At 36.9% G+C, this 23,745-nt stretch carries 20 protein-coding genes; 18 read left to right on the forward strand and 2 right to left on the reverse strand.

Translation table 11 applies throughout. The annotated features are described in order from the left end of the window. Nucleotides 1–20 precede the first annotated feature (20 nt). The 6 genes from ACSVDH_RS09460 (at nucleotide 21) to mmsB (ending at nucleotide 8,586) form a co-directional block, all read left to right on the forward strand. A complete protein-coding gene (locus tag ACSVDH_RS09460; protein ID WP_439249234.1) occupies nucleotides 21–1,829 on the forward strand; it encodes a cache domain-containing sensor histidine kinase in 1,809 nt (602 codons plus the stop codon). 14 nt (nucleotides 1,830–1,843) lie between these two features. Continuing rightward, nucleotides 1,844–3,058, forward strand: coding sequence for a response regulator transcription factor (locus ACSVDH_RS09465; protein ID WP_439249235.1), 1,215 nt, complete (start codon nucleotides 1,844–1,846; stop codon nucleotides 3,056–3,058). 524 nt (nucleotides 3,059–3,582) lie between these two features. Continuing rightward, nucleotides 3,583–4,224 (forward strand): protein kinase family protein, encoded by a 642-nt coding sequence (locus ACSVDH_RS09470; RefSeq protein ID WP_439249236.1) that lies wholly within the window; start codon nucleotides 3,583–3,585, stop codon nucleotides 4,222–4,224. 479 nt (nucleotides 4,225–4,703) lie between these two features. Continuing rightward, nucleotides 4,704–5,786, forward strand: a complete 1,083-nt coding sequence (gene chvE / locus ACSVDH_RS09475) for a multiple monosaccharide ABC transporter substrate-binding protein (RefSeq protein WP_299089415.1) — start codon at nucleotides 4,704–4,706, stop codon at nucleotides 5,784–5,786. 52 nt (nucleotides 5,787–5,838) lie between these two features. Beyond that, nucleotides 5,839–7,374 (forward strand): multiple monosaccharide ABC transporter ATP-binding protein, encoded by a 1,536-nt coding sequence (mmsA, locus tag ACSVDH_RS09480; RefSeq protein ID WP_439249237.1) that lies wholly within the window; start codon nucleotides 5,839–5,841, stop codon nucleotides 7,372–7,374. Between the two features lie 66 nt (nucleotides 7,375–7,440). After that, nucleotides 7,441–8,586, forward strand: coding sequence for a multiple monosaccharide ABC transporter permease (mmsB, locus tag ACSVDH_RS09485; RefSeq protein ID WP_439249785.1), 1,146 nt, complete (start codon nucleotides 7,441–7,443; stop codon nucleotides 8,584–8,586). Between the two features lie 68 nt (nucleotides 8,587–8,654). Here mmsB and ACSVDH_RS09490 read toward each other — a convergent pair whose 3' ends face one another. Beyond that, nucleotides 8,655–8,912, reverse strand: a complete 258-nt coding sequence (locus ACSVDH_RS09490) for an alpha/beta-type small acid-soluble spore protein (protein ID WP_439249238.1) — start codon at nucleotides 8,910–8,912, stop codon at nucleotides 8,655–8,657. Between the two features lie 137 nt (nucleotides 8,913–9,049). Here ACSVDH_RS09490 and ACSVDH_RS09495 point away from each other — a divergent pair, with 137 nt between their 5' ends. The 5 genes from ACSVDH_RS09495 to ACSVDH_RS09515 all read left to right on the forward strand — a co-directional run bounded on the left by ACSVDH_RS09495 (nucleotide 9,050) and on the right by ACSVDH_RS09515 (nucleotide 13,869). Beyond that, nucleotides 9,050–9,280: a hypothetical protein gene (locus ACSVDH_RS09495; protein WP_299089411.1), complete on the forward strand. Its 231-nt coding sequence runs from the start codon at nucleotides 9,050–9,052 to the stop codon at nucleotides 9,278–9,280. A 62-nt stretch (nucleotides 9,281–9,342) separates the two neighbouring features. After that, nucleotides 9,343–10,551 (forward strand): alanyl-tRNA editing protein, encoded by a 1,209-nt coding sequence (locus ACSVDH_RS09500; protein ID WP_439249239.1) that lies wholly within the window; start codon nucleotides 9,343–9,345, stop codon nucleotides 10,549–10,551. A gap of 127 nt (nucleotides 10,552–10,678) precedes the next feature. After that, on the forward strand, nucleotides 10,679–11,818 hold the full coding sequence (locus ACSVDH_RS09505; RefSeq protein WP_439249240.1) for a GntR family transcriptional regulator: 1,140 nt from the start codon (nucleotides 10,679–10,681) through the stop codon (nucleotides 11,816–11,818). A 133-nt stretch (nucleotides 11,819–11,951) separates the two neighbouring features. Continuing rightward, complete coding sequence (locus ACSVDH_RS09510) at nucleotides 11,952–13,178, forward strand: sn-glycerol-1-phosphate dehydrogenase (protein ID WP_439249241.1); 1,227 nt, start codon at nucleotides 11,952–11,954, stop codon at nucleotides 13,176–13,178. Beyond that, complete coding sequence (locus ACSVDH_RS09515; protein ID WP_439249242.1) at nucleotides 13,171–13,869, forward strand: HAD family hydrolase; 699 nt, start codon at nucleotides 13,171–13,173, stop codon at nucleotides 13,867–13,869. Before ACSVDH_RS09510 ends, ACSVDH_RS09515 begins: the two co-directional genes overlap by 8 nt. Before the next feature lie 115 nt (nucleotides 13,870–13,984). Here ACSVDH_RS09515 and ACSVDH_RS09520 read toward each other — a convergent pair whose 3' ends face one another. Continuing rightward, nucleotides 13,985–14,887: an ArsR/SmtB family transcription factor gene (locus tag ACSVDH_RS09520; protein WP_439249243.1), complete on the reverse strand. Its 903-nt coding sequence runs from the start codon at nucleotides 14,885–14,887 to the stop codon at nucleotides 13,985–13,987. Between the two features lie 276 nt (nucleotides 14,888–15,163). Between ACSVDH_RS09520 and ACSVDH_RS09525 the strand changes: the two genes are divergently transcribed. The 7 genes from ACSVDH_RS09525 (at nucleotide 15,164) to araB (ending at nucleotide 23,664) form a co-directional block, all read left to right on the forward strand. Beyond that, complete coding sequence (locus ACSVDH_RS09525; protein WP_439249244.1) at nucleotides 15,164–16,411, forward strand: extracellular solute-binding protein; 1,248 nt, start codon at nucleotides 15,164–15,166, stop codon at nucleotides 16,409–16,411. A 122-nt stretch (nucleotides 16,412–16,533) separates the two neighbouring features. Then, nucleotides 16,534–17,412, forward strand: a complete 879-nt coding sequence (locus tag ACSVDH_RS09530) for a carbohydrate ABC transporter permease (RefSeq protein ID WP_439249245.1) — start codon at nucleotides 16,534–16,536, stop codon at nucleotides 17,410–17,412. 51 nt (nucleotides 17,413–17,463) lie between these two features. Then, complete coding sequence (locus ACSVDH_RS09535) at nucleotides 17,464–18,306, forward strand: carbohydrate ABC transporter permease (RefSeq protein ID WP_299089403.1); 843 nt, start codon at nucleotides 17,464–17,466, stop codon at nucleotides 18,304–18,306. A 67-nt stretch (nucleotides 18,307–18,373) separates the two neighbouring features. Next, on the forward strand, nucleotides 18,374–18,778 hold the full coding sequence (locus tag ACSVDH_RS09540; RefSeq protein ID WP_439249246.1) for a hypothetical protein: 405 nt from the start codon (nucleotides 18,374–18,376) through the stop codon (nucleotides 18,776–18,778). Nucleotides 18,779–18,875: 97 nt separating this feature from the next. Beyond that, a complete protein-coding gene (gene arfA, locus ACSVDH_RS09545; protein WP_439249247.1) occupies nucleotides 18,876–20,378 on the forward strand; it encodes an arabinosylfuranosidase ArfA in 1,503 nt (500 codons plus the stop codon). Nucleotides 20,379–20,577: 199 nt separating this feature from the next. Further along, complete coding sequence (locus tag ACSVDH_RS09550; protein WP_439249248.1) at nucleotides 20,578–21,537, forward strand: glycoside hydrolase family 43 protein; 960 nt, start codon at nucleotides 20,578–20,580, stop codon at nucleotides 21,535–21,537. 426 nt (nucleotides 21,538–21,963) lie between these two features. Then, complete coding sequence (gene araB, locus ACSVDH_RS09555) at nucleotides 21,964–23,664, forward strand: ribulokinase (protein ID WP_439249249.1); 1,701 nt, start codon at nucleotides 21,964–21,966, stop codon at nucleotides 23,662–23,664. Nucleotides 23,665–23,745: the final 81 nt, after the last annotated feature.

Consider the following 23,745-nt stretch of genomic DNA (forward strand, 5'->3'; position numbering starts at 1 on the left):
AAGAGGACGAGAGTTGAAGTATGATGAAGAAACCAGTCTTTAAATTAAATAATTTTCCTATACGCTATAAAATTATTACGCTCTTGCTATTAATCAGTATCCTGCCTTCCATGGGTCTCGGTTTATTAACTGGTTATACAGTTGAGCGAATCATCGACAACCAGGCAACACAGCATACACTGCAGTTAATCGGACAAGTGAATAAAACATTGGAGTCCTATGCAAGCAATATGCAGAATATTAGTTACTTGCTTTCAATGGACCCAGAAATAAATACATTCCTTTCTCAGAAACAACCAACTACCAATCAAACAGAGGATGAGGTATACTCAATTCGTCAATTCATGCAAGGGCTTTCAACGTTATATCCCGAAGTTGCTGGGATTTTAGTCGTTAATAGCCACGGAAATTATATAAGTAATGAGCTTTACTCAAGATATAATCAGAATTTAACTGAAGAATCTTGGTATAAGGAAGCTGTTCAAAATGAGGGAATTTTTAAAATTATTGGCCATCCTGCTAATCGCTCCATTACCAGTCATGTTAATTATAAAAATAGTGAAGTCGTTACGGTTGTCCGTGCCATCATTGAACCTGAAACACAAGAGGTGAAAGGTGTTGTATTAATTGATTTAAAATTGCGAGTCATTGCTGAGGCGACAAAGAATGTAAGGTTGGGGAAATATGGATATTTAATGGTTATTGATGAAAATGGCGAAGAAATTTATTCGCCGGCAAATCCATTAGTAAAGGAAATTCCTAAGCGGTTACTTAACAGCGATGATTCCGGTTATTTTTCTGAGGAAGTGGAAGGGAACACGTTGCAGTTTATTTATCAAAAACAGCCGTTTACGAATTGGACGACAGTGGGCATTTTTTCCACTGATGAATCCATTATTGAAGTAAAAACGATTCATTTATATGTTATATCGTTTGTCTTTTTTGTTTGTATATTTGGGATCACGGCTTCTTACTATCTTTCTAACTCAATGTCCAAGCCAATTGTTCAGCTGATGTCATTTATGAGAAAGGTAGAATCAGGAAATCTCTCGATCCGTTATAAGGGTGATCGAAAAGACGAAATTGGGATGCTTGGCAGAAGCTTTAACCATATGATTGTAAAAGTAAATGATTTGATTTCACTTACTGAACAGCAAGAACGTCAAAAAAGAGAAGCTGAGCTTAGGAGTCTTCAAGCACATATCAAGCCGCATTTTCTTTATAATACATTGGACACAATCAGTTGGATGGCACGAAAACGCGGTGCGGATGATGTTTCAGAGGTTGTTGCCTCATTATCAAGATTATTTCGGATTGGCCTGAGTAAAGGTAATGACATTATCCTATTGACGGAAGAAATTACCCATATCCAAAGCTATTTAAGCATTCAAAAAGCGAGATATCGCGATAAACTCAACTATTCAATCAAGCTTGAACCCGAAATCCATGATGTCACAATTCTAAAGCTTGTTCTCCAGCCGATTGTGGAAAATGCCATCTATCACGGTATAAAAGAAAGAAAAGGACCTGGACATATTCATATCCATGCAAAAGAAGAACAAGACCAATTAGTTTTAAAGGTAACGGATGACGGCAAAGGTATCCCATCAGATAAACTTGAAGCATTAAGAGAAAAAATGGACAGCCTCTATACGGTAAAAGAGGAAAAGGGAAAACGAGTAGATTTTGGTTATGGAATGATGAATGTCCAAGCGAGAATAAAGTTAACATACGGAGACCAATATGGCCTAACAATTGACAGCATACTAGGTGAAGGAACCGTTGTCATGATTCATCTGCCAATTCAAAGAATGAGTGTAAAAAGTTAAAAGGGGGGAACGCGATGAACAAAACCGTTTGGAAAGTATTAATTGCTGATGATGAGCCAGTCATTCGTGAAGGGATCCGGGACTCTGTGGATTGGTCATCACTTCAAATGGAAGTAAAAGCTGAAGCCGAAGACGGAGAGGAAGCGTTAGAACTGGCATTGGAGCACTCTGTTGATATTCTTTTAGCAGATTTAAATATGCCGATTATGAATGGAATTACCTTAATAAAGGAACTACGTGAAAAGCTGCCACATTGTAAAATAGTGATTATTACTGGACATGACGAATTCTCTTATGCACAAGAAGCTGTAAGATTAAATGTCACAGACTACATTTTAAAGCCGGCTGATCCTGATCAATTAAAACAAGTATTAGATGGTGTACGAAAAGAGCTTGAAAAGACAGTAAAGCAGGATGAATATTTAAAAATGGCTTCCAACCAAATAACAAAAAATCTTTCTATATTAAGGGAAGGATTTTGTCGAGAATGGGTGGAAGGACGTTTGAAAGAAACAGAGATTGTAAAGCAATTGGAATTTCTGGAGCTGCCTTTAAAAGTTCCAACGTTATTTGCCATCATGCAAAGCCCAGAATACTACGCGAATAAGCCGTTATTAAACGATAAAGACAAGCAAATGTTGTTCTTTTCAATTGAAAATATTGTCGTTGAAATACTTGAACCTTATATTCCTGTCGTATTTCGGGACGAAACTGGACGGATCAACTTAATTGTATGGGAAGAAGTTTCTGACACTTTGGTTAAAAGAGTGGAAGAAACAATTAAAGATTGTCTAAAAATGATTGTTCATTTGTACGTAGAAACAATTGATGGCAGCTTAGAATCGATTCCTGAGGTGTATAGACTTTGCAAAGATGCTGTTGATCAAGAATCAGTTATCTCTCCTGTTGTACGACGAGCAAGGCAATTTATCGAAGCGAATTACACAGAGCCTTCCATTACATTGGAAACTGTCGCACAAACATTACAAGTATCACCTGTTTATTTAAGTCGAGTAATAAAACAGGAGCTTGGTATGTCTTTTGTAAGTCTGGTAACTAATTTGAGAATTAAAAAAGCGATCCAGCTATTAAATTCTACAGATCTGCCAATTGTAGAGATCTCAGAGCAAGTTGGCTATGATACTCAGCACTATTTTAGTACTGCTTTTAAAAAGGTGATGGGCGTATCCCCGATTAAATATCGAAAAGGACTTGTGGAAAATATATAAAAAAGGGGTCTCCCTCAACATAATTTTGTGTTCGAGGGGCTGTCCTTTTGGTTTTGAGAGGTCTTTTCTGTCCAAAAAGATTTTGTCTTTTGTTGATCCGCTACAGAAACTTCAACAGTTGTCATTCATTAAATCATTTTTTATTGATCCCTATATTTTATGGTAATTAATCCTAATTTTAACCCAGTAAAACCATTACTAATGGTATTGATACCGAACTTTTTACTTTATTAAAAAGTTTTTATCTATTAGGTAGAAAAACTGGAATGATAGTTATTAATTGACCACAATTTGAATAAAAATTATAATAATGATAACTTCATTTTCGATTCCTTTTAAAGGGGAGTAGCTCTACAGGAAAGTCGTCAATACGGGTTTTACTTACCTCGGCTTTGTTGGCAACAATCGTTGTTTGCGAGACCTTTACCACTTTTTTTGGTGAGGTCTTTTTTATATTCTTCTAGTAAGCTGACTATCTATTAAAAATTATGGTACGATTTATTCTCCTGAAAGGAGTAGTATAAATGACTAGTTATGATTATGCAAAAAGTATTGTGTTTGAGATGAATAAAGGAAAAATTTATATAAAACAGCACCATCAGGATCTAAAACTAATTGGAACAGGCAGAAGTGCCTGTGTTTTCAAAATAAAAGATTCTGAAAAGGTGATAAAAGTTTTTCCGCCACAGTTTACTCATATTGCGAAGGAAGAAATAGAGATTTATCAGAAGATCCCGCATATTCCCTATTTTCCTGCTGTTTATGAAACGGGAGAAAATTTTATCACGATGGATTTTATAAAAGGAAATACCTTATTTTCTTGTTTAACGAAAGGAATCGTTATTAAAGAGCGTCATATTAAGGAAGTGGATCATATATTGGATTTAGTTAGACAAGCGGGGCTGAATCCATCGGATATCCACCTGCGGAATATCATTATCACTCCTGACGATCATATTAAAATGATTGATGTGGCAAGATTTAAACAAATAAAGAATTGCACCCAGTGGCGAGACTTGAAAAATGCCTATTACCGCTTTTATCGCCATCCTCTTTTTCCGAAGAAATTGCCAGAAGGTGTACTTAATGGGATTGCAGCATTGTATAAGAGACATTTAATCTCTATGAATGTTTCTGCAAAGAAGAAAGTTCCAAATGAATATTAGTAGAATAGTTGAAAAGGTCTGTCCCTCTCCAACCCATGATGTTAAGAGTTCAAAGCTCTCTACATTGTGATTGAGGGGCAGACCTTTTTTTCGTTTTGATTTATGTAACAGGCAGAAAAACAAATATTGAACTAGGCGCTTCCGCTTTTTAAAAATATAAAAGGATAAATTTTGAACGTAGTTTCAGTGTCTAGCTCAAGCGCCTAGCGACTAATGAACTTCCCCCTCCTCGCATGCGTAAGTCAACATCGAATCGCTTACGCTCTTCGTGTTTCCTTTATCTCATACGGAGTGCTCTTTTTTCTACGTCGCTGAGCAAGGCGCTTCCGCTTTTATTTGTAAGCGGTTTAAATAAAGTTAAATTTTTATAAAAATAGTTGTTTTATTAAAAAGACGGTTATTTTTTATAATGTTATATTTTTAGTACTAATTCCTTAATTGAATTGGCCATGTGAGAAATAAGAAAGGGGGACAACTAGATGAAAAGGAAATCGTTTACACTTTTTCTTTTAATCGTACTGGTAGTTGCTTTGACCGGATGTGGCGTCAAAGAAACAAGTGGAGAGTCTAAAGGGTTTATCGGGATATCAATGCCAACAAAATCATCAGAAAGATGGGTGAATGATGGCCAAAATATGAAAAAGCTTTTTGAGGAGCTGGGATATAAAACAGATTTACAATATGCAGAAGATATCATTGAAAACCAAACAGCACAAATTGAAAATATGATAACAAAAGGTGTTGATGTGTTAGTTATCGCACCAATTGATGACCGTTCAGGCTTAACCAGTGTTCTAGAGAGAGCACATAAACGAGGGATAAAGGTTATCTCATATGACCGTTTAATCCAGCATAGTAAATATGTCGATTACTATGCAACCTTTGATAACTTCAAGGTAGGGGTTTTACAAGGAACATATATTGAAGAAAAGTTAGGGCTGAAGGAAAAGGAAGGTCCGTTTAATATTGAGATATTTGCAGGATCACCAGATGATAATAATGCTTACTTCTTTTTCGATGGGGCGATGTCAATCCTTGAGCCATATATTGAATCTGGAAAGCTAGTTGTTCGAAGCAACCAAACAAAGTTTAACCAAGGTGCCACACTTAGATGGGATGGAGCCCTGGCACAATCAAGAATGGATAATCTCTTAAGCGCTTATTATTCCTCAGAGAGAGTGGATGCTGTTCTTTCTCCATATGATGGGATAAGTATTGGAATCATTTCCTCATTAAGAGGTGTAGGTTATGGAAGTGAAGATAAACCGATGCCTGTCATCACTGGCCAGGATGCTGAGCTTGCTTCGATCAAATCGATTATTAATAAACGACAAACACAAACTGTATTTAAGGATACACGCGAGCTGGCTAAAAAGGCTGTTGAAATGGCGGATGCCTTATTAAATGGAGAAAAAGCTGAAGTTAATGATACGAAGACGTACAATAACGGCAAGAAAATCGTACCAGCCTTTTTATTGAATCCAGTTTCTGTTGATATAACAAACTATGAATCTGTCTTGGTTGACAGCGGTTACTATACGAAGGAACAGCTTGGACAATAATGATGGAATTTCTAGAATTCTAGTAAAAACGACGAATGTAGGTGTGTGAAAAATGTCAAACATCATACTAGAAATGCGAAAGATAACGAAGGAATTTCCAGGTGTAAAAGCTCTTGAAAACGTTAACTTAAAGGTGAAAGAAGGAGAAATCCATGCCTTATGCGGTGAAAATGGGGCAGGAAAATCTACGCTAATGAAGGTGCTTAGCGGGGTATACCCATTTGGCTCCTATTCGGGAGACATTTTGTTTAATGGTCAAGTTTGCAGCTTTAAGGATATTAAGCAAAGTGAAGAACTAGGGATTGTCATCATTCACCAGGAGCTTGCGCTTATACCGGAATTATCAATTGCTGAAAATATCTTTCTGGGCAACGAAATAGCAAACAATGGTGTTATCAATTGGAATCTAACCAAAATCAAGACGAAAGAGCTGCTTCAAAAGGTAGGTCTTAATGAATCACCTAATACAAAGGTTGATGATATTGGTGTTGGAAAGCAGCAATTAGTCGAAATTGCTAAAGCGCTATCAAAAAAAGTTAAGCTTTTAATTTTAGATGAACCGACTGCTTCCTTAAATGAAGACGATAGTGAAAACTTATTAAATTTATTATTAGAATTTAAAAAACAAGGAATGTCTGCAATTATCATCTCTCATAAATTAAATGAGATAGAAAAAGTTGCCGATTCCATTACGATTTTACGAGATGGCCAAACAATCGAAACGCTTGATATGAAAAAAGACAATGTAACAGAAGATCGCATTATTAAAGGGATGGTCGGAAGGGATCTGACAAACCGATATCCAGATCGAACACCTAATATTGGCAAGACCTTCTTTGAGATAAAAAATTGGAATGTGTATCACCCATTGCATGCAGATCGCAAAGTAATTGACGATGTGAATCTTCATATCCGCAAAGGTGAAATTGTGGGGATTGCCGGTTTGATGGGTGCTGGCCGCACGGAGCTTGCGATGAGTATTTTTGGAAAATCCTATGGCAAAAAAATAAGCGGACAAATCATTAAAGATGGACAAGAGGTTCAATTTCATGATGTCAAAACAGCAATCGACCATGGAATGGCCTATGTTTCCGAGGACAGAAAAGGAAACGGTCTCATTTTAATGGATGACATTAAACAAAATATTACCCTGGCAAGCCTAGAAAAAATATCAAAGCAAGCGGTATTGGATAAAAACAAAGAAATGATCGTTGCGGAAGAATACCGGAAAAAATTAAGAATTAAAACACCTAGCATCTTTCAAAAAGCAGGCAATTTAAGCGGCGGAAATCAACAAAAAATTGTTTTAAGCAAATGGATTTTCTCAGAGCCTGATATTTTAATTCTTGATGAGCCGACCCGCGGGATAGATGTTGGGGCAAAATATGAAATTTACTCGATTATTAATGACCTAGCGATGGATGGTAAAGGCATCCTTATTATTTCTTCAGAGCTTCCAGAGCTGCTTGGAATGTGTGACCGTATTTATGTTATGAATGAAGGCAGCATCACTGGTGAGGTAACAAGGGAAGAAGCGAATCAAGAAAAACTAATGACGTACATGACCAAAAGTAAGGTAAGGAGGTAGTTCATTATGCAAACACAGATACAAAACAATCAAACAACCTTGAAAAAAGAATCAGCATTCAAATCAATGATACAAAATAATATGCGGCAATATAGCATGGTCATTGCTCTGATCTTTATTATGGTGCTGTTTCAAATTTTAACAAATGGTCTGTTATTACAACCCTTAAATATTACAAATCTTATTTTGCAAAATAGTTATATCCTTGTTTTAGCAATAGGAATGGTATTAGTTATTATTACCGGCCATATTGATCTGTCTGTTGGTTCGGTGGCAGCATTTGTTGGAGCGATCTCGGCAATCTTGATGGTAAACTATGAAATGCCAACATTCTTAGCTGTTATTATCTCGTTATTAGTAGGTGCCATTATCGGAGCTTGGCAGGGATTTTGGGTTGCATATGTAAAAATTCCGGCGTTTATCGTAACCTTAGCAGGAATGCTTTTATTTAGAGGATTAACAATGATCGTACTAGAGGGGAAATCAATTGCGCCATTCCCTGAATCATTCCAAAAAATAAGCTCAGGTTTTATCCCTGATGTATCGAGCGGCGGATCCCTTCATCTATTAACGATGATCATTGGCCTTGTTTTATCGGTTATTATTATTTTCACGCAGGTGAAAAATAGACGCTCACAGCTAAAATACAACTTTGATGTTGAATCAAACGGCATGTTTATTATAAAACTAATCGGCATGATCGCGTTGCTGAATATCTTTACGTATGTGTTGGCTTCATATGAAGGAATTCCGAATATTTTAATCATCCTTGCAGTATTGATTGTGATTTATACTTTTGTAACAAATAAAACAAAAGCAGGCCGCCATGTGTATGCGATTGGTGGTAATGAAAAAGCAGCACAATTATCTGGGATCAAAACAAAACGCATGACCTTTTGGGTCTTTGTCAATATGGGAGTTCTTTCAGCATTATCAGGCTTGTTATTTGCAGCGCGTTTAAATGCAGCAACACCTAAGGCTGGTAATCTGTTTGAATTAGATGCGATTGCCGCTTGCTTTATCGGGGGTGCCTCTGCATATGGCGGAATCGGTACTGTTCCGGGAGCAATCATCGGCGGCCTAGTAATGGGGATCATGAATAACGGTATGTCCCTGCTAGGATTAGGTATCGACTGGCAGCAAGGAATTAAAGGGCTGGTATTATTAGCAGCTGTTGCCTTTGATATTTATAATAAAAACAAAGCTTCATAATACGTTAATAAGCAGGGCTGACGACATTCATTCGTCAGCTCTGTCCCCGTTTAAAACATTGATTCTTTTTATTGTTGGTTTTTTAATTGCTGCTCAGCCATCTTCACCATTTCTCTAACCATATTTCCGCCGAGGTTTCCGCCAATTTTCCCTGCTTCTCTGGAGGTTAAGCCTCCGTTATAGCCATCCTGCAGGGGAACACCTACTTCTTTGGCCACTTCAAACTTTGCATCCTCAGGTCTTTCAGTGTTAGCGACTTTTGCCTTTAATTGATCGACCCCTTCTTTTGCTTCAGGTACAAGTATATTATTTCTTCTTCTTGCCATGAAACCATCCCTCCTTACCCTTAGTTTATCTGTTACATGCAGGTTTTATCCTGATCGAAGCTGCGCTTTATGAACTGTTTTACAGCACATGTTTTTTTATGTAAAAGAAACAATATAAGAAAGTGAGGAGGTAAAACATGAAGAATTGTCACGAATTTTTAAAAAGCAAAAGCTGGCTTGATACCGATCTGGATGGTAGATTTATCAATATTGATCATCCTTATGCAATCCTGATTTCAGATACGGAAGGACAAATTACGTTAAGAGGAAATACAGGCTTTGACAATGGTCAAAATGGAGAAGAGATATTTAGCTTTACATCTGTAAAAGAACTTCAGGAATGGTTTGAAAACAATATTGGTGAGTAAACCATCGTTATATCATTATGCTATAGTAAAGATAAAAATGATGTATAAAGGTGAGTGGAGAAATGGCAACCGAAAAATTATACTATCAAGACCCATATATGCGTTCTTTTACGACCAAGCTTTTAAAGCAGGATATGGATCAGAAGGGACGCTATTATGTTGTATTAGACAAAACTGCTTTTTACCCAACCGGGGGCGGACAACCTCATGACACTGGAACAATTAACGGTGTAAATGTCCTTGACATAGAGGAAATTGATGGAGAAATTCGGCATTTTATCGAAGTGCCATTAAATAGCCTTGGTGATCTCATTGGTGAATTAAATTGGGAGCGCCGTTTTGATCATATGCAGCAGCACGCTGGACAACATATTTTATCTGCTGCTTTTGAGAATCTGCATGGCTATAAAACAGTAAGCTTTCATTTAGGGAATGAGATCTGTACGATTGATCTTGAGATTACAAATCTTACTGATCATGAGGCAAGAACAGCGGAGGAAATGGCCAATCAAATTATCATAGAAAATCGGCCAATTGAAACGAAATGGGTGACAGATGAAGAGCTTTCCAAGTATTCACTAAGAAAAGAGTTATCCGTATTAGACAATATCCGTCTTGTCATTATACCTGATTTTGATTATAACGGCTGTGGCGGAACACATCCTGCTTCAACCGGGCAGGTGAGCTCAATTAGCATTTTGAATTGGGAGAAACAAAAGAAAAATATTCGTGTTCATTTTGTCTGCGGAAACAGAGTGTTAAAGCAGCTTCGTGAAAAACAAAGGATTATCCAAGGATTAACCTCCATATTAAATGCCCCGCAAGAACAAATGAAGGAAGCTGCAGACCGGCTTTTACAGTACTCAAAAAGTTTAGAAAAGGAAGTAGATGAGCTAACATCCCAGCTTATGGAGTATGAAGCAATCAGGCTGATTGAAATGGCAGACAGACATGGCGATCGTATAATCATAAAATCAATATTTAAAAATCGTCCAATTTCTGAAATACAGCCATTAGCAAGAATGATAACAGCGAAAAATAATGCGAGTGTTGTCTTATTTGTTGCGGAAAATGAAAGCAAATTGCAACTTGTATGTTCAAGTAATCAAGCATTAAATATGAACCAATTAGTTAAAAAAGTACTGCCAATGATCAATGGGAAAGGAGGAGGAAACGAATCCTTTGCCCAAGGCGGAGGTGATAAAATCGTTACTGGAGAGCATTTGCTGAAGGAATTAGAAAGGAAATTAAAACATGAGTTGATGGAATAATAGAACAAACATCTTTTTTACCATTCAATTGAAAGACCATTTTAAATTTGTATGTACATAGTGTATAATCAATATAGTTGTACGAATAAGTTGAATTAGTAACATACAAGCTGAAAGTGGTGACATAATGGCTCAACAAACAAAAGCCAGTATGGTGAAACAAAAAATTAAAGACTGGATTACCGAAGGAACCGTTTCGCCAGGTGAAAAAATTTACTCAGAAAATGAGCTGGTGAAATTGTTTCAGGTTAGCAGGCATACTGTTCGCCAAGCTGTCGGCGATCTAGTTCATGAAGGCTGGTTATATCGAGAGCAAGGAGCAGGTACGTTTGTAGCGAATAGAGCGAATCAAGCTCAAATGAATCCAATGCGCTCAGCGGGAAAAAATATAGGGGTCATAACGACTTATATTTCAGATTATATTTTCCCCTCGATTATAAAGGGAATTGAATCATATTTATCCTCACACGGTTATTCTTTGACATTTGCTTGTACGGATAATGATCCCGAAAAAGAAAAGCAATGCCTGGAGGCGATGTTGAATCGCAATATCGATGGGCTAATCGTAGAGCCCACGAGAAGCAGCAGTTACAATCCAAATCTTCATTACTACTTGGAAATGGAACAAAATAAAATTCCATATTTAATGATAAATCAATATTATCCACAATTAAATCCGCCAAACATTATTTTAAATGATGAAAAAGGAGGGTTTATTGCAACTGATCATTTAATTAAGCTAGGCCATAAAAAAATTATTGGTTTGTTTAAAAGTGATGATATCCAAGGGTTAAACCGGATGCAAGGCTTTATCAGGGCTTTTAGGGAAAATCAGATCCCCTTTTTCCCTGAGATGATCGTAACGTTTACAACTGAGGAAAAAGAGACTGGATTACTGCACAAGTTAAAACATCTTCTAATGTCAAAAGATGATAGACCAACAGGAATTATTTGCTATAATGATGAAATTGCAATCAATGTCTTAAATGTATTAAGAGAGCTTGAGATTAAGGTGCCTGAAGATCTTTCCATTGTTGGTTACGATGATTCCTATTTAGCAGAGGCTTCAGAAATTAAGATTACTTCTGTTACACACCCTAAAATGGAAATGGGAGTTGAAGCGGCTAAATGGATTGTTGCTGCCGTGGAAAATAGCGACAATGAATTAGTTGAAAACAGGCAGAAGATTTATGAACCTGAGTTAGTTATTAGAAACTCTACAAGTTCACTGAAAGAAATTCATCCAATGATCAACCATGAGATTTAATTTTTCATTCACATTTGTTTAGAGGGTGACCCGAATCATGGTCTACCTCTATACACTAGTGAGTACAGTGGTAGGAAGTTTAGGTAGTTTAAAAGTTTTCTAGATAGTACTTTAATAATAGGAGGACGTATCAATGATCGCTTTAAATGAATTATTAAACCTGTCCAAAGCATGTACATGTGGAAACCAGCACTTTTCGATTTCGATTGATGAAATTGTCATCAGCAAAAATGCATTAGATGAAGCGGTTGCATATTTGCAGAAAAAATCATTTAAAAAGGCAGCCATCATCGCTGACCAAACTACCTATGATATTGCTGGTAAAAGACTGTCAGCCCTCATAGAAGAAGAAAAGATTAACTACGAGGTTGTGATTATTCAGCCTAATGAACAAAATGATGTTGTGGCAGATGAAGCAGCGTTAATAGAGGCTATGTTAGGGATTTCGCAAGATGCGGAAGTGGCTATTGCAGTAGGTTCTGGTACCATTCATGATATTACGAGATTTGCAAGCTTTAAGATGGGTAAACCGTTTATTTCCATTCCGACTGCACCATCTGTGGATGGATTTAATTCAATGGGAGCCCCTGTTGTCATTAAAGGAGTAAAAACAACCTTTCAAATGCAGTCGCCTATTGCTTTATTTGCTGACATTGGGATTTTGCAAAGTGCTCCGCGAGAAATGATTGCTGCTGGCTTTGGGGATATGATCGGCAAATATACATCATTAGCAGATTGGAAGTTTTCTCATCTTATTGCAGGTGAACCGTATTGTCCGCTTTCTGCGAAACTAACTGAAGAAGCATTGGAAAATTGCGTGAAGCATGTTGAGCAAATTTCTGAAGTGGATGAAGAAGGAATAAAAATCTTAATTGAAGCCCTTATTCAATCTGGACTAGCTATGCTCTTAGTTGGCCATTCTTCACCAGCTTCGGGCGGGGAGCATCATTTATCACATTATTGGGAAATGGAGTTCCTAAAGCAAAACAAATTGCAAGTACTGCACGGGGCTAAGGTTGGTGTTTCCGCACAATTAATTTTAGATTTATATAAAAATGATGTGTTAAAGCTTGTTTCAAATTCAGCACAATTAGAGGAGCTAAGAGGGGAATCAAAGGAAAAACTTGACATGGTGATTCAGCAGCAGCATGCGGTCCTTGAAGTATTACATTCACTGCCAGAGGCACAAGTTCTTTCTGGCTTGTTGCAAAAATTAGGGGGTCCTCTCCGTCCGACCCATCTTGGAATTCCTTCTGACCTTGTAAGGAACAGCTTAAATGAAGCACACCTATTAAGAAAAAATCGGTATACGATGCTGGCCTTCTGGAATGAACATGTAGGGAATCATCATTATGCTTAAGTTTAATGAAATCGAGGCTGTCTTTTTTGACTTAGATGACACATTATATGATCAATTAACACCTTTCGGGCTTGCATTGGAATTTTGTAAAATCGAGGCATCAACTCTGAATATCGAGGAGTTATTTAAGAGAGTGCGATATTTTAGTGATGTTCTTTGGAAGCTTCACACGAAAGGGCAAATGAGCTTAGAAGCATTAAGAGTTGTGAGATTAACAAGTGCTTTTAAAGATTTTGACCTTAATATAACAAAGGAACAAGCATTGGCGATACAGGAACGTTATGAATATGAGCAGCAACAGATACAAGCTTTTCCTGGTATTATAGAAATAATAAAAGATTTACAGAAAAACAAATCGGTTGTCGGCATATTAACAAACGGTCCTGTACATCATCAAATGAATAAAATTATTGCACTTAAACTTGATCAGGTAATACCAAAGGAGTTGATTTTTATCTCTGATGGTATTGGAATCGCAAAGCCTGATAAGAGAATTTTTGAATATGTGCAAAGGCAGATTAAGATTAAGCCTGATAAATGCTGCTATATAGGGGATACGTGGGAGAATGATATTGCGGCATCGATTGAGGCAGGATGGAATTGTATTTGGTTTAATCACCGCAATCGAGAGCCGCAATCCATTCATACCCCAAATAAAATCATTACTGATTACATTGGAGTTTTTTCATAAAGGGAAGGATAAAAAGAGACTGCTTCAATATTGTTAGAAACTCCTCAACACAATGAATACAGAGGGGGTTTTAACATTTGATCCAGCCTCTTTTTACTCTTAACGGAATGATTGATCATAAATAATATAATTTAAATATGATATCCTGGTTATGGTTTCCAAATTTCTTTCCAAAAATGGTGGCTCCGCCAACGTGTTTTGCATCTTCTTTAACTTCGACCCGAAACGTCCAGCGATCACAGGTTGTATCTAAATCCTCAACTGATAGATCTGATAATGGATCTCCATCAATATAAGTGCCATGGCTTGTAATCCTTATTGTTTTCAGCAAGCCGTATTGGTTAATATTATTTGGCCACCAATCAGGAGTAAACTTTCCTCTCGTATCGGCAAAATCACCAGGGCTTTGCCATGTGCCCAATTCGATCCCGTTTAGTGAAAAGGTAATATCTGATGGCCAAACATCGTTTGAGAATGGGAATTCAGAAGAAATTTCTAGGCTGATTTCAAACTGTTGTAATTTTTCGTCGACTTTTAAGAAGTTAGGGATATTATATTGAACAAACCCTTGGGTAAACCATAATATTTCTGCATCCACCCTTTTAGGATCCATGAAGTATTTCGGTTCATCAACTCTCCCGATAAACTCCTTATCGGTGGCAAGACCGCAGGTTGGTTTTAACTCATAATCTGTGTAATGGCCGATCGGCACGGATGTTTCATAGGAAGCAAAAGAATGAAAGATTTTTTTAGGAAAATTGATTTCAATATGATCGACTTTTAAGATAGAAACTTTTTGAAGGCCTGATTTTCCAGGGACTTTCTCCGTTTTAATAATTCCTGCATTTTCTAACTTTTTAATGTGCTTTGTCACAATCGGACTGCTTATTCCCAGTTCCTCAGCTAATTCCTTGACGTTCATTTTATTTTTTGAAAGCAACTGAATAATCTTAATCCGAACCTCACTAGCCAATGCCTCATACACAACGATAGAGGACTTGTCTATTTCAAGCTGCATTATTTTCCCTTCTTTCAATATTATTTAATTGATAAAAAAGATAACTAAGTAATTATAAAATAACATATTAATTAATCACTGTAAATATATAACAAGAATTTAAACTATTTGATTAACTTTTATGTTAATTGAAATAAAAAACAGTTGATAAATTTAATTAAAAGGTTATTGACAACGTTTCCATATCGAGTGTATACTGATGCTGAAGTTAATTATCCGCGATGGATTTTCTTCGATAATAATTTTCAAAATAAACAGAATTAGGGGGAAAAAGCATTGAAAAAGAAGTTTAGTTTTTCATTAATTCTAGTATTTTTAGTAGCAACTATATTAGCTGGCTGCAGCGGCGAAGACAAGAATACCATTACGTTTTGGACACCCTTAACAGGTGAAGATGGTGCTTATATGGATCAACTTGTCAAAGAGTACAATGAAACAGATCCAGAGTTCAAAGTAAAACATGTCATTACAGCTGATATGTATACGAAAATGTCTACGGTGTTAAATTCTGGTAAAGGGATTCCGGATTTATCGATTATTCACGCTGACCGTGTTCCTGGTTATGCTAAACAAGGTGTTTTAGAACCAATGACAAGTATTATGGAAAGTCAACCTGAGCTTAAGCAAGAAAATTATCTGCCACAAGCATGGACCTCGGGTAATATTGACGGAACTCAATATACAATCCCATTGGATATTCATAGTAATGCAATGTATTACAATAAAGATTTACTTAAGAAATACAATGTAGAGCATTTCTTAGATGATAATGTCGTTACGTTTGATGAAATTTTATCTCTCCAAGGAAAATTGGATGAAGGTGATTATGTTGTCAATGATGCGCTAATAAGCTGGGTTATCTTTGCACAAATTCAAAACCTTGGCGGTGACATTCAAAAAGATGGTCAGCCTGCTGTTAATACACCAGTCATGAAACAAGCGATAGAAGCTATTAAACAAATTGATGAAGCTGGATTAATGACTCCTTATGGTGAAGATGGTTACTTAATGTTCCAATCTGGAAACGTTTTATTCTCTACTGATGGAACTTGGAGTTCTACAGCACACGCAGCAGTTGAAGGTCTAAACTTTGGTGTAACAAATATTTATGCATTCTCACCGGATAAGTTTACGAACAGAGCGTCCTCACATTTATTCGCTATGTTAGAGAATGAGAACAGAACAGATGAAAAAGAAAAAGGAATTGCTAGTTTCCTTGAATTCATTCGCAAAAATTCGATTGATTGGGCAAAAGCTGGACAAATTGTTGCTAGTAAAGAGGTAATCGAAAGTCCGGATTATGATCAATATATCCAATCCTTCTTTACTTCAAGTGAAAAACAGACTGAATCTTTATACATTTACACATATGAATACTACCCATATGTTGCTGAAGCTCTAGATACGTATGTTCCAGATATTGTTCGCGGAGAAGTGGATATTAATGAAGGTCTACAAACAATGCAGAAATTTGTAGAAGATAAAATTGCTGAAGGTGATGGCGGTGAAGCAGCAGCAAAATAGTTAGAAAATAGGATTGTCTCAAAACCTAAGGGTCTATCCCCTAAATAGAAAGCTTTTTATATGGTGCTAACTTAAAGGGGACAGGCCCTCTGAGACAGTCTCTTATAAAGGAGAAATAGGCTATGAATAAAAAAGTGAATTTAACACCTCTTTTCTTTGTAGGTCCCCATGTGATTTTATTTGCTGTTTTTATTTTTTTACCTACGATTTATGGAATTTACGCATCCTTCACCCAATGGAATTTAATCGGTGATCCAGTGTGGGTAGGATTAGAAAATTATAAGACAATCTTATTTGATGAAAAATCAACCTTTCATTTTCAATTTACGAATGGGTTAAAAAATACGTTAATTTTCGTTGGATTAAGTGTTCCATTCTTAATCATCATACCTCTCTTAATTGCTGTTGCCTTAGAGCATAAAAAAGTAAAAATGAAAAGCTTCTTTCAATCCATTATCTATATTCCAGGATTAATTTCGATCTCAGCTGGGGCGTTAATTTGGTCGCTAATCTTCAATAAGCAATTAGGGATAACTGGAAATGTGTTTGGTTCTGAAACGGTTTGGGCTGGTAACCAACCATACGCTTGGATCATCATTATTGTTTTAACGATTTGGGGCGGCGTTGGAGGAAATATGATCATATACCGTGCCTCTATAAACGGTGTTGCGAAGGATTTATATGAATCTGCAGATATTGATGGTGCAGGACCAATTCGGAAATTTTTTAGTATTACCTTACCATCTATTCGCTTTCCATTAATTTATACATTTGTCATGACGACCGCTGGGACGTTTAATGTTTTCGGTGAGCCATTAATGATGACAAATGGCGGCCCGGAGCAAAGCACACATGTACTGATGATGTATATTCGCCAATTAGCATTTAGCCATGGAGAATCAATTGCAGGGATGGCTTCCGCAATGGCGGTATTGCTTGGATTAGTCATCTTAGTCATATCAGCAATTCAATATTATGTGATGAACCGAAATGCTTCATAGAAGTTATGTTAGCTTGTATTTGAATGGAAACGGATAAGGCAGGTGTAATAAATGAAAAAGATAAGTTGGTCAAAATATAGTGCATATTTATTTTTAATTGTCCTTTGTATCATTTGGGCAGTTCCGGTCATTTTCGGGATTACAACATCATTTCGTTCACAAACAGAAGTTGTCTCAGTTGGTTTTAGGCTATTACCAGTTAACTGGATCGTTGATAACTATGTTGCCATTTTGGAAAATACATCAACAGCACCAATTTTACGCTGGTTAATGAACTCTTTATTTATTGCAACGATGCATACAATATTAGTCGTTATTGTCATCTCAATAACTGGATATGGATATTCACGGATGAATTTTAAAGGAAGAGATACATTGTTCTTTACTTTATTAGGGATTTCCTTTTTCCCGGGGGTCGTTAACTTAATTCCTTCCTATAAAATAATTGACGCCTTAGGTTGGGTGAATACTGCTTGGGCGATGATCATTCCAGGTTTAGCAGGAATGGGCAATATATTCTTAGTTAGACAATTTATGAAGGGTATTCCGAAAGAATTGGACGAGTCAGCCCGTGTTGACGGAGCAGGTGATTTTAGAATCTACTACTCTGTTATATTGCCGCTGATTAAACCAGTATTAATTGTTTGCGGTCTGTTTTCTTTTACCGGTTCTTGGAATGATTTCCTCTGGCCAGTCATTGTTTATACCGATGTAGATAAGATGCCGGTTACAGCTGGTTTGCTTTTATTGCAAGATATTTATGGGAACTACCGCATGATTGGGCAATTGATGGGGTCAGCGATATTAGCGATTATTCCAACCCTACTGTTGTTTGTTTTCGCACAAAAGTATTTTGTCCAGTCTATTAACTTGAATTCAGGTATTAAAGGGTAAGAAATGTCTCCTGAATTATTAGGATTTTCATAGAACATGGAACTTGTATGAAAAGTGAGGGATGGTCATGAGCAGAGGATTGGAAAGGAAATTGTTAATAGCAGGGTCGATATGGAACATCATTACTGGACTTATAACTATTTTTGGTTACTCCACTTGGTTTAAAAATACAGGGGCAAAAGAGCTGGAAGGCACTTCTGTTGATACAAAAGTAGTTGGAACTGTATTAATTGATGAGGTTTCAGGTGTGATTTTGACATTTGGCTTATTCATTTTCGTAGGTGCTATTGTGAATTTCCTCATTGCTAGAAACCTAAAAGATAATGAAATTCAAAAGAAGGCTTTACTTTGGATTGCTTTCTGGGGATTACTTCAATTGTTTGTCATGGACATTGTTGGATTCGTATTGTTTTTGGTCGCATATGTTATTTACACAGCAAAAAATAAAGCGATTAAGTTATCTCAAGCATAATTGGAAAGTATTTAATAACGTAAATCTATTTATTGATGTAAATCATTATAGATTAAAAATCTACTATTATATGTAGTTAAAAAAAGGAGTTGGAATCATGGCAGTTAAAGCAAAAATGACGGTTGATAAGGAATTTAAAATCGGACAAATCGATGAAAGAATTTACGGTTCCTTTATCGAGCATTTAGGTAGAGCTGTATATGAAGGAATTTATGAGCCTGATCATCCATCAGCAGATGAACAGGGATTTCGAACAGATGTTATCGAACTTGTGAAGCAATTAAGAGTCCCATTGGTAAGATACCCAGGAGGTAACTTTGTTTCCGGCTATAACTGGGAAGATGGCGTTGGTCCTGTTGCCGATAGGCCGAGAAGATTAGATCTAGCATGGAGAACAACGGAAACAAACCATATTGGCACAAATGAATTTATGGATTGGGCAAAAAAGATTAATGCTGAGGTGAATATGGCTGTTAATCTTGGAACTCGCGGGATTGATGCTGCTCGCAATCTAGTAGAATATTGCAACCATACATCAGGCTCTTATTGGAGTGATCTTCGTATCTCACATGGTTATAAAGAGCCTCATAAAATTAAAACATGGTGTTTAGGAAATGAAATGGATGGTCCTTGGCAAATTGGTCATAAAACAGCGGATGAGTACGGACGCCTTGCAGTTGAGACAGCAAAAGCAATGAAATGGGTTGATCCGACGATCGAATTAGTTGCATGTGGCAGCTCAAATCGCCATATGCCAACTTTCGCTGACTGGGAGGCAACTGTATTAGAGCACACGTATGACCATGTCGATTATATTTCCCTACACACTTATTATGGAAACCGTGATAATGATTTAGGCAACTATTTAGCACAATCATTGGATATGGATCAGTTTATTTATTCGATTATTTCAACGGCAGATTATATTAAAGCGAAAAAACGCTCAAAAAAAACAATGAATCTATCATTTGATGAGTGGAATGTATGGTTCCATTCAAATGAAGCAGATAAAAAGATTGAACCATGGTCGATTGCTCCGCCACAACTAGAAGATATTTATACGTTTGAGGATTCGTTATTAGTAGGAAGCATGCTAATTTCGATGTTAAAGCGTGCCGACCGTGTGAAAATTGCATGTCTTGCACAGCTAGTTAATGTTATTGCGCCAATTATGACGGTAAAAGGCGGAGAAGCGTGGAAACAAACAATCTTTTATCCATATATGCATGCATCTGTATTTGGTAGAGGAACAGCATTACATTCGATTGTCTCTTCTCCAAAATATGATAGCAAGGATTTCACAGATGTTCCATATCTTGATACTGTTTCGGTTCATGATGAAGAAAATGAAACATTGACAATCTTTGCCGTAAACCGCCACCAATCTGAAACACTTAGTCTTGAAGCAGATATTAGAAGCTTCGAAGGTTACAGAGTGAACGAACATATCGTTCTTGAAAATGATGATGTTAAAGCAACAAATCAGTTTAATCATACAAATGTTTCACCACATAGCAATGGAGATGCGAGTGTCGATAATGGACATCTAGCAGCGAATTTATCCAAGCTTTCGTGGAATGTGATTCGTCTCGCAAAATAAAAAGTGATTACTTTTTACTTTTAACTACTTATTAAAAACAAATCTGCCTAACAAGCAAAAGCAGTAAATTTCTATTGAAATTTAACTGCTTTTAGCATGTTAAAAGCAATCTGAGAAATGAAGCACATTCAGTTTAAATGAACTAATTATCAAACGAACCTTATTGGATAATGCAAAAATGAATTTAGGAGTTGTCATCATGTCTGATTTTACTGTAAAAAATCCGCTTATTGAACAACGTGCGGACCCATGGATTTATAAACATACAGATGGTTATTATTATTTTACAGGATCTGTGCCAAAGTATGACAGAATCGAACTCCGCCGTTCTGATTCCATTCAAGGATTAGCAGATGCGGAAGGGAAAACGATTTGGGTTAAGCATCAAAAAGGATTAATGAGTGCTAATATTTGGGCTCCTGAGATTCATTTTATTGATGGAAAATGGTATGTCTACTTCGCAGCGGCACGAACATCAGAAACAAAAGATGGCTTATTTGATCATCGTATGTTTGTGTTAGAAAATGCATACGAAAATCCGCTTGAAGGGGAATGGATCGAAAAAGGACAAGTAAAAACGAAGTGGGAAACCTTTGCATTAGATGCCACATCTTTTGAACATAAAGGAATCAGATATTATGTATGGGCACAAAAGGATCCTGAAATAAAAGGAAATTCTAATATTTATATCTCAGAAATGGAGAATCCATGGACACTTAAAGGTGAACAGGTTTGTATCACCACACCTGAATATAATTGGGAAAAAATCGGATATTTAGTTAATGAAGGTCCGGCAATCCTTAAACGAAATGGTCGTATATTTATGACATTTTCTGCAAGTGCCACCGATTATAACTATTGTATGGGACTATTAACAGCAGATGAAAACAGTAATTTATTGGATCCGGCATCGTGGGTAAAAACACCTGAACCTGTTTTTTCTACTTCTGAGGAAAACAGCCAATATGGACCAGGACATAATAGTTTTACCGTTTCTGAGGATGGCAAGCAGGATATTCTTGTTTATCATGCCAGAAGCTATAAGGAAATTGTCGGTGATCCGTTGTATGATCCAAATCGCCATGCTCGTGTTCAAGTAATTCAGTGGAACGAAGATGGAACGCCAAACTTTGGAGTGCCAAGACCTGATACAAACTAAGTGAAGAAATAAGAAAAGGCTGATTATTGCTGATAGTCAGCCTTTTCCTACGCTTTTGAACAATAAGGAATAGGAGCAGCAGTCAAAACCTACGTTTGTTGATATTGAAAATGATGGAAATAGACACAGTTGAGTCTTTAAACAACTACAAACTAACTTGTAAGGATAAGTTGAAAGTTAACACATAAAAAAGGACAAATTTGCAAAAATAAATCTAAAATTTGTATTGAAAAAAATGAGATAAGTGCTAAAATGAACTTAAGGTTATACGTATAAGTTGAGTGTTTTTATAAAATTCCACAAAATGAAAGCGGATTTTTTCCAATAAATGTTTCTATATCTTGTAACTTGTACGGATAATGTGAAGTGAATCAACTAAAAACTAAAAGATTAATTGATTAATAGAAAAAGGTTGGGGGGATTAAAATGGCAAAGTATTCAATTGGTGTTGATTACGGGACACAATCTGGAAGAGCAGTGCTTGTCGAAATTGGAACTGGAAAAGAGATTGCTACAGCAGTTAAACCGTATACACATGGAGTAATGGATGAATTTTTACCAGATGGCGTAACAAAGCTTGAAAATGATTGGGCCTTACAGCACCCAACAGATTATATGGAAGTATTAGAAACAACAATTCCAGATGTATTAAAACAGGCAAATGTTTCTCCAGATGAGGTAATCGGCCTTGGTATTGACTTTACAGCTTGTACCGTTTTACCAATTAATCAGCAGGGAACTCCTTTATGCTTAACTGAGGAATTTAAAGATCATCCACATGGCTATGTTAAGTTGTGGAAACACCATGCAGCACAGGATGAAGCAAATCGCTTAAACGAGATTGCTGAAGCTAGAGGGGAAAAGTTCCTGCAAAGATATGGCGGGAAAATTTCTTCTGAGTGGCTCGTACCGAAGCTTTGGCAAATTCTGAATGAAGCACCGGAAGTTTATGAAGCTACAGACCAATTTGTTGAAGCAACTGACTGGGTTATTTCTCAATTAACTGGTGAATTAAAACGCAATAGTTGTACAGCAGGTTATAAGGCAATCTGGCATAAGCAGGAAGGATATCCGACGAAAGAGTTTTTTAAGGCTTTAGATGAACGCTTAGAAAATGTTGTAGAAGAGAAGTTATCAAATGAAATTTTCCCAATTGGTTCAAAAGCTGGGGAATTAACAGAAAAAGCTGCGAAGTTGCTTGGTCTTAACCCTGGTACTGCAGTGGCAATTGCAAACGTTGATGCCCATGTTGCGGTCCCTGCTGTAGGAATTACGGAACCTGGAAAACTGCTCATGATCATGGGGACATCTACTTGCCATATATTATTAGGCGACGAGGAAAAGGTTGTTCCTGGTATGTGTGGGGTTGTTGAAGATGGTGTTATCCCTGGATTAATGGGATATGAAGCAGGTCAATCTTGTGTAGGAGATCACTTCGAATGGTTTACTGAAAATTGCGTTCCTGCCAGCTACTACGAGGAGGCGGAGGAAAAAGGAGTGAACATTCACCAGCTATTGACCGAAAAGGCTGCTCAGCTTGAGGTTGGTGAAAGCGGTTTAATCGCTTTAGACTGGTGGAATGGAAACCGCTCAACATTAGTTGATGCAGATTTAACTGGTGTTTTACTAGGAGCAACTTTACTCACAAAACCTGAAGAAATCTATCGCGCTCTTATTGAAGCAACTGCGTACGGAACACGTACAATTGTTGAAGCTTTCAGAAACAGCGGCGTTCCGATTAATGAAGTTTATGCATGCGGCGGGATTGCTGAAAAGAATGCACTAATGATGCAAATTTACTCTGACGTTTTAAATATGGAAATTAAAATCTCAGCATCCTCTCAAACACCTGCATTAGGATCAGCCATGTTTGGTGCTGTTGCAGCTGGTAAAGAGCGCGGCGGTTACGATGACATTAAAGATGCTGCAAAAGAAATGGCTAGATTAAAAGACGAGGTCTATCAGCCAAAACAAAATAATGTAGCAGTATATGATCAATTGTTTGCCGAGTATTCACGTTTATATGATTATTTCGGACGCGGCGAAAATAATGTCATGAAGAACTTAAAGAAAATTAAGAAAGCTAGTTCTTCTAAAACTCAAGAAAAAACAGAAGTTACACAATAACGGAATACAGCAACGATCCTAATGATGCGGTGGGGCAAAAGGGTTTCTGCCCTATTGCTCCATCCTAAAAAGAGGGGAGAG

This window comes from Metabacillus sp. Hm71 (assembly GCF_051842955.2).
GTDB lineage: Bacteria > Bacillota > Bacilli > Bacillales > Bacillaceae > Metabacillus.